The sequence below is a fragment of the Methyloceanibacter marginalis genome (assembly GCF_001723295.1).
Classification (GTDB): Bacteria; Pseudomonadota; Alphaproteobacteria; order Rhizobiales; family Methyloligellaceae; genus Methyloceanibacter; species Methyloceanibacter marginalis.
The window spans coordinates 1-7,251 of the sequence record NZ_LPWD01000224.1 but is presented as its reverse complement, the minus strand read 5'-3'; the positions used below and the strand labels follow the sequence as shown (position 1 = coordinate 7,251).

Genomic DNA, 7,251 nt, shown 5'->3' with positions numbered 1-7,251 from the left:
AAGCGGCGGCCGAGGCCGAGCCTGAGGCCCCGCAAGCCTCCGACGGCCAGATGGCCACCACGCTCGCGCAGGAAGCCCGCGACGCCATGGCCGCCCCCGACGAGGAGGAGGAGGCCCCCGACGCCGATTCCGTGTTCGCCAAGCTGAAGGACCTGAAGCCCGAAGCCGAGTCCGAAGGCGATACGGACGGCGCCCATAAGGACACGCCCTCGGAGTGACTATCCCTCCCCTCCAGGGGAGGGTGGCTCGCACCGAGCTTTGCTCGTGGCGAGCCGGGTGGGGCCTTGCGCCTCCAAGACGCTGAGGATCGTCTCGATGACACCCTCCATTTCCAGGTCGATTTGATTGTTCCAGAAACGCAACACGCGATAGCCAGCGCGCTTAAGCTGCTGGTCTCGTTCCACGTCCCTCTGCAAAGTCCTGTCGCCCCCGTGCTGACCTCCGTCGACTTCCAGGATGAGCTTCATGCGGCGACACTCGAAATCGACGATGTACGAAAGAATCGGCGACTGTCTCCGGAAGTGGAACCCGAGATCTCTCAATTCCCGTAGACGGACCCACAGTTTCACCTCCTGGGGCGTCATTCGCTTGCGGAGAGCACGAGCGGGTTCATTTGCCATTCGCTCAACCTGCCATACCGGCCTGATGGTGTTCTAGCCCCGCCCCACCCGGCCGCCGCCGCGTTCCGCGCCGGCGTCCACCCTCCCCTTGCGGGGAGGGATAGAGAATGATTTTGACCTCGATCAAAGCTCCCGCCCGCCCTCCGGGCGAACCTTATCCCCTCAGTCGCTCCAACAGAGGGGACGCTTCCATGAGCCCGATCGAAATCGGTTATCTCGCGCTTGTCCTGGTCGCTTTCGGCTGCTTTGCCGTCACGCTCGCCTATTACAACCATCACGCCAACTGACCCGGCGCCCGCCTTTTAGCGGCGCGAAGCGTAAGAAGATTTGCTTCGAGCCTGCCGCCTTGGCTAGGGTGCGTTGAAGGAAACGCGCGCCACAAGGCGTCCAAGGCGGGGTTCATGGCCAACCCTTACGAGACTGGCCTCGAAAAGACTGCAGCGAACTATCAGCCGCTGACGCCGCTCGCATTCCTTGCGCGCGCCGCTTCCGTGCATCCCGATCACATCGCGATCGTCCACGGCGACGCCGAGACCGACTACCGGACGTTCTACGCCCGCGCCCGCCGCCTCGCCTCGGCGCTTCAGGGCCGCGGCATCGGGCCGGGCGACACGGTCTCGGTGATGCTGGCCAATTCCCCGGCGATGCTCGATGCCCATTACGGCGTGCCCATGGCGGGCGCCGTGCTTCACTCCATCCACACCCGGCTCGATGCGCCCAACATCGCTTTCATGCTCGACCACGCCGAGACCAAGGTGCTGATCGGCGACACGGAGTACGCGCCGGTGCTGAAAGAGGCCCTGGCCGGGACCAAGGTCAAGCCGCTGCTGATCGACTATCGCGATCTCGAATGCGGCGTGGAAGGCGACCGGCTCGGCAATCTCGACTACGAGGCCTTCCTCGCCGACGGCGATCCGGATTTCGCCTGGGAGATGCCGGGCGATGAGTGGAACGCGCTGTCGCTCAATTATACAAGCGGCACCACCGGCAACCCCAAAGGCGTGGTCTACCACCACCGCGGCGCGGCGCTCATGTGCTACGCCAACACCATCGCCACCGGCATGGGCCAGCACCCCGTCTATCTGTGGACGCTCCCCATGTTTCACTGCAACGGCTGGTGCTTTCCCTGGTCAATCAGCCTCGTTGCCGGCACCCATGTCTGCCTGCGCGCGGTCCGCGCCAAGCCCATGTATGACGCCATCGCCGAGCACAAGGTGACGCATCTGTCCGGCGCGCCCTTCGTCATGGCGGCGCTGCTGAATGCCGGCGACGACGAGAGGCGCGATTTCGATCACCGCGTCGCCTTCAATCACGCCGCCGCACCGCCCCCCGCCGCCGTGCTCGCCAAGATGGACGAGGCCGGCTTCGAGCTCACCCATCTCTACGGGCTGACCGAGACCTACGGTCCCGCCACTCTGAACGAATGGCACCCCGCTTGGGACGAGCTGCCGCAAGAGGAGCGTCTCAAGAAGCGCATCCGCCAAGGCGTGCGCTATCACGCGCTCGAGGATCTGACGGTGATGGACCCGGAGACCATGGCGAAGACGCCGGCCGACGGCGAGACCATCGGCGAGGTCATGTTCCGCGGCAACATCGTGATGAAAGGCTACCTCAAGAACGGCAAGGCCACCGACGAAGCCTTCGCGGGCGGCTGGTTCCATTCCGGCGATCTCGGCGTCATGCATCCGGACGGCTACATTCAGCTGAAAGATCGCTCCAAGGACATCATCATCTCCGGCGGCGAGAACATCTCCTCCATCGAGGTGGAGGACGTCATCTATCGCCACCCGGACGTGACCGGCGCCGCCGTGGTGGCGAAGCCCGATCCGAAATGGGGCGAGACGCCGTGCGCCTTCGTGGAGCTGAAGGCCGGCGCGGACACCACCGAGGAGGAGATCATCGCCTGGTGCAAGGAGAAGCTCGCCCGCTTCAAATGCCCGCGCCACGTGGTGTTCGTGGACCTGCCCAAGACCTCCACCGGCAAGATCCAGAAATTCAAGCTGCGCGAGATCGCCAAGGACGTTTGATCCCATGCCGCTGCTTCGCTTTGATCTGATCGAAGGCCGCACCGGCGCGGAGCTGAAGGCGCTGCTCGATGCGGCGCACCGCGCCATGCTCGAAGCCTTTAAGGTGCCGGAGCGCGACCGCTATCAGCTCGTCCATGAGCACAAGCCGGGCAGCATGATCGTCGAGGACACGGGGCTCGACATTCCGCGCACCGAGAAGGTGGTGGTCGTCAGCGTCACCTCTCGCCCCCGCACGCGAAAACAGAAAGAGGACTTCTACCGGCTGCTCTGCGATGAACTCAGGCGCTCTTGCGGCATCGCGCCGTCGGACGTGATGGTCTCGATCGTCGAAAACACCGACGAGGATTGGTCCTTCGGCCTGGGGCGCGCGCAATTCCTCACCGGCGAGCTCTAGCCTCTTCCATCCCCCCCGGCAATTCCGGCGAAAGCCGAATCGGCTTAGTCTTTCCGGCGTCTGCAAGGGGGACGGCGCCATTCCGATCGAGGACAATTTCAACATCGTCGCGAACTATATCGCGCTTGCCATCGAGGTGGGCGCGGTCGTCGTCGTCGCGCTCGGAGCGTCCCAGGCGATCATCGCCGTCGTCGGCGCGATCTTCTCGCGCACCGCGGACGAGCTCCGCGGACGGGAGATCTGGCTCAAATTCGCCACTTGGATCCTGCTCGCGCTCGAGTTCGCGCTCGCCGCCGACATCGTGCACACGGCCGTCGCCCCCACCTGGGAGGACATCTGGAAGCTGGCCGTCATCGCCGTGATCCGGACGATGTTGAACTACTTCCTGGCGAAAGACATCGCGGATTTCACCAGACTCCAGGAATCCGGCCAAATTCCCGCCTCAGGCACCCGGCAACCCTAATCCGTTGGACCGTTGCCACGATATGTGTTTGAGTCAGCCAACTTGGTTAAGGCGCAGCGCAATGACCGTCCGCGCAAGCGTTTGACCGGCTGTAATCAGGGGGTTGGGCGCGCAAAGCCGGAGCGTCCATTTTAAGAGGCGGCTAGCCGAACGGCAGAAGTTCCCCGTCATGCGACGGGGACGCCTCTTCACGGGACCGAGGGATGATCAAGCGAACACGGGCGGACAGGCCGCGATTCCAACTCATCCTGATCAAACCGTCTCACTACGACAAAGACGGCTATGTGGTGCAGTGGGTCCGCTCCACCATGCCGTCGAACTCGCTTGCCGCCGTCTACGGCTCGCGCTGGGCGCCGCCGAGCGGAACCTTCTCGGCCCCGATCTTCCGATCGACGTCCACGCCATGGACGAGACCAACACCAGGGTGAAATCCCGCGAGATCGTGCGCCTCATCCAAAAGAACGGCGGGCTCGGCCTTGTCGGGATTGTCGGCGCGCAATCGAATGAGTTTCCCCGGGCCGTCGACATCGCGCGGCCGTTCCGGGAGGCCGGTATCCAGGTCTTGATCGGCGGCTTCCACGTCTCAGGCTGCCTCGCCATGCTGAAGGACACGCAGTCGGACATCAAGCTCGCGCAAGATCTCGGGATTTGCATCTACGCCGGCGAGGCCGAAGAAGGCCTCGACGAGGTGATCATCGACGCCGCGCGCGGAGAGTTGAAGCCGCTCTACGATCACATGAAGCATTTGCCGGATATCGGCTCCGTCGCCTCGCCGCCCTTCCTGCCCTACGACTTCGTCACGCGCACGATCGGCAATACGACGAGCTTCGACGCCGGCCGCGGCTGCCCGTTCCAGTGCTCGTTCTGCACCATCATCAACGTGCAGGGCCGCAAGTCGCGCTATCGCTCGCCCGATAGCGTCGAGCAGATTCTGCGCATGAATTACGCGCAAGGCGTGAACCGGTTCTTCATCACCGACGACAATTTCGCGCGCAACAGCGATTGGGAAGCGATCTACGACCGCATCATCAAGCTGCGCGAAGAAGACGGCATGGACATCCGCTTCTGCATCCAGGTCGACACGCTCTGTCACAAGATCCCGAACTTCATCGACAAATCGAAGCGCGCGGGCGTCACCCGCGTGTTCATCGGCCTTGAGAACATCAACCCGGCAAATCTGATCGCCGCCAAGAAGCGGCAGAACAAGATTACCGAGTACCGCAAGATGCTGCTCGACTGGAAGCGCGTCGGCATCATGACCTATGCGGGCTACATTCTCGGCTTCGCCAACGACACGCCGGAGTCCATTCGTCAGGACCTTGAGATCATCAAGCGCGAGCTGCCGCTCGACGTGCTGGAATTTTTCATTCTGACGCCGTTGCCCGGCTCCGAAGACCACAAGGTGCTCTACGAGAAAGGGGTCTGGATGGACCCCGACATGAACAAATACGACGTCGAGCACGTCTGCACGGCGCACCCGAAGATGAGCAAGGAAGAGTGGGAACAGGCCTACCAGACCGCTTGGGGCATCTACTATACCGACGAGCACCTGGAGACGATCATTCGCCGCGCCTATGCGACGGGCATCAGTCTGAAGTCGCTTAAGACCGTGCTGTTCTGGTTCTCGGGCGCGGTGCCGACCGAGGGCGTGCATCCTCTGCAATGGGGAATCTTCCGGATGAAGCACCGGCTCGACCGTCGCTCCGGCCTGCCGATCGAGAACCCCATCGTGTTCTATGCAAAATATGCGGCGGACATCGCCCGTAAGGTGGTCCTGGCCGGCAAGCGGTGGCATCACCTTAGCCGCCTGGTCAAGAAGGTGGAATCCGATCCGGCCGCGAAGTTCTACATGGACAACGCGCTGACCCCCGTCGCCGACGAGGACGCCGAGCATATGGGGCTCTACACGCAGAACGAGGCGGCCCGCACCGCCGTGGAGCGTGAGCTGCGTGTCGCCGGCGTGAAGCCGAAGCAAAACGGCAATGGCCAGCCGGCGCTCGCCATGAAAGCGAATGGCAACGGCAAAGCGGCTGTGGCCGGCAGCGATCACGGCACGCATGGCGAACGCACCGATCAAGATCGCCTCATTGAAAATGCCGCGCCGCCTGCGTAACGGCCTGCCGCCATGGCGCCGTCCGAAGGCTTCAAGGACTTCATCAGAGATCAGCTTGCCCCTTTCGGGCCGGTCACCATCCGCAACATGTTTGGCGGCGCCGGCGTCTATGCCGACGGCGTGATGTTCGCCATCCTGACCGGCGATACGTTTTACCTGAAAGCCGACGAGTCAACGGTGCCGGCCTTCGAGGCCGAAGGCATGGCCCCGTTCACCTATTCACCGAAAGGCAAAGCGCCGGTCGCCATGTCTTATTGGGAGGTGCCGCCGCGGCTCTTGGAGGATGTGGACGAGCTTGCCGCGTGGGCGCGCGAAGCGCACCGCATCGCGCGCGCCGGCAAGGCGGACTTGTCGCGCCAAAGGAGACGCAAAGCGCAGCATCGCTAATTTACGCAAGGAGCAGTGACCCGAATGAGCAAGGATGCACAAGGGCCCTCGATCCGCCGCGTCTCCACGGGACAGGCGCAAGACGGACTGTCGGTCATCGCCAGCGATGAGCAAATCGCGCCGGTCGAGAGTCCGCTGATGCCGGGCGCCAAATTTTACAGCGTCTGGGGGGCGGACAGCATGCCGGCATTGCCGAACGACGGGGCGGAGCCCGCGTTCCGCACTTGGTTTCCGCCGGATGGTGGATACCGCTTTGAGTTTATCGTGATTCCGCCCGACGGCGCGTCCCCTCCGCCGGAGGTCGACCGGGCGGCGGCCTTGGCCGAGACCGAAAAGCGATTGCCCGGCCTGATGGATGTCATGGACCCCAAGCACCCCGGTTGGCACACCACCGACACGATCGATCTCCTCTACGTCGTCAGCGGCGCCTGCGTGTTGAAGCTCGACAGTGGGGAGACGACGCCGTTGAAGGCCGGAGACACGTTGATCCAGACGGGCGCACGCCATGCCTGGGGAAACCCAAGCGGTCAGGACTGCACGTTGCTGGTGGCGTCGATCGGTGTGAAACGCGGAGGCTGAGGCCAAGCAGAGGCCTCTTTGATTGCCTGGAACTTTCTCCACCGCTCAGGGTTGAATAAAGCGGCATCGGGGAGCCCCGCTGATCCCCTCGCAGCCCCCGATGTCCGTTCGGACGAGTATCGTGTAACCTCCCCAGAAGCCCGGCCTCCAGCCGGGCTTCTTCATTTTAGAGGCCTCGCTTCAACGTGGCTGGTCCTCGCGTCACCGCGCGCCGTATTGCAGGCAAAGCGACAAGGCGTCTTGGCTCATCGCGACTTCGCAGACCGCCTCGAGCCGGCCCGATGTTTCGAAGTTCAAAGCCACGAGATAGATGCAGAGCAGGCCCAAGCCGATTGCCGACAGGAACCATCTCGAATCGGAGGCTCCAGGATCGGGAGCCTCGACGGCCGCATCGCCGATCAGCCGCGAGCCTTATTGTCGTGTGCCATGTTCTTTTGTGCCATGGGCCCCTCGCGCTGTTTCGAATCGCTGAGCACCAGCTACGCCCAGACCTGAAAAGTTGGCAAGGGACGAGCGCGATTCCTGACCGCTCTACTGGGTGTCCTTGAGACCTACACGCCGGAGCGCGATCAGTTCCCGCCGCCGAGCGCGCGGTTGATCATGTCGGCGAAGCCGCCGCGTCGGAACAGGCCGGGCCGTTCCTGGGGCTGCTCGTCGTAATAGGCCTC

6 protein-coding genes and 2 pseudogenes are annotated in these 7,251 nt (G+C 63.4%); 7 read left to right on the top strand and 1 reads right to left on the bottom strand.

The genetic code is table 11. The features are described from left to right. Positions 1–218, top strand: a pseudogene (locus AUC71_RS19410) (hypothetical protein); the annotation flags it as partial. Here the strand turns inward: AUC71_RS19410 and AUC71_RS08995 are convergent. Beyond that, positions 219–620 carry an endonuclease domain-containing protein gene (locus AUC71_RS08995; RefSeq protein ID WP_069623998.1) on the bottom strand — a complete coding sequence of 134 codons (402 nt, stop codon included), beginning with the start codon at positions 618–620 and terminating at the stop codon, positions 219–221. A gap of 401 nt (positions 621–1,021) precedes the next feature. On the opposite strand from AUC71_RS08995, the gene AUC71_RS08990 reads away from it, so the two are divergent. From AUC71_RS08990 to AUC71_RS08965, 6 genes and pseudogenes are all read left to right on the top strand, one after another. After that, positions 1,022–2,647 (top strand): acyl-CoA synthetase, encoded by a 1,626-nt coding sequence (locus tag AUC71_RS08990; RefSeq protein WP_069623997.1) that lies wholly within the window; start codon positions 1,022–1,024, stop codon positions 2,645–2,647. A 4-nt stretch (positions 2,648–2,651) separates the two neighbouring features. Then, positions 2,652–3,041 carry a tautomerase family protein gene (locus AUC71_RS08985; RefSeq protein ID WP_069623996.1) on the top strand — a complete coding sequence of 130 codons (390 nt, stop codon included), beginning with the start codon at positions 2,652–2,654 and terminating at the stop codon, positions 3,039–3,041. Positions 3,042–3,177: 136 nt separating this feature from the next. Further along, positions 3,178–3,504, top strand: coding sequence for a DUF1622 domain-containing protein (locus AUC71_RS08980; protein ID WP_204376690.1), 327 nt, complete (start codon positions 3,178–3,180; stop codon positions 3,502–3,504). 203 nt (positions 3,505–3,707) lie between these two features. Continuing rightward, a pseudogene (locus AUC71_RS08975) lies at positions 3,708–5,461 on the top strand (B12-binding domain-containing radical SAM protein); the annotation flags it as partial. 168 nt (positions 5,462–5,629) lie between these two features. Then, on the top strand, positions 5,630–6,004 hold the full coding sequence (locus tag AUC71_RS08970) for a TfoX/Sxy family protein (RefSeq protein ID WP_069623993.1): 375 nt from the start codon (positions 5,630–5,632) through the stop codon (positions 6,002–6,004). Positions 6,005–6,028: 24 nt separating this feature from the next. Beyond that, positions 6,029–6,583, top strand: a complete 555-nt coding sequence (locus tag AUC71_RS08965; RefSeq protein ID WP_069623992.1) for a cupin domain-containing protein — start codon at positions 6,029–6,031, stop codon at positions 6,581–6,583. The last annotated feature ends 668 nt before the right edge of the window (positions 6,584–7,251 follow it).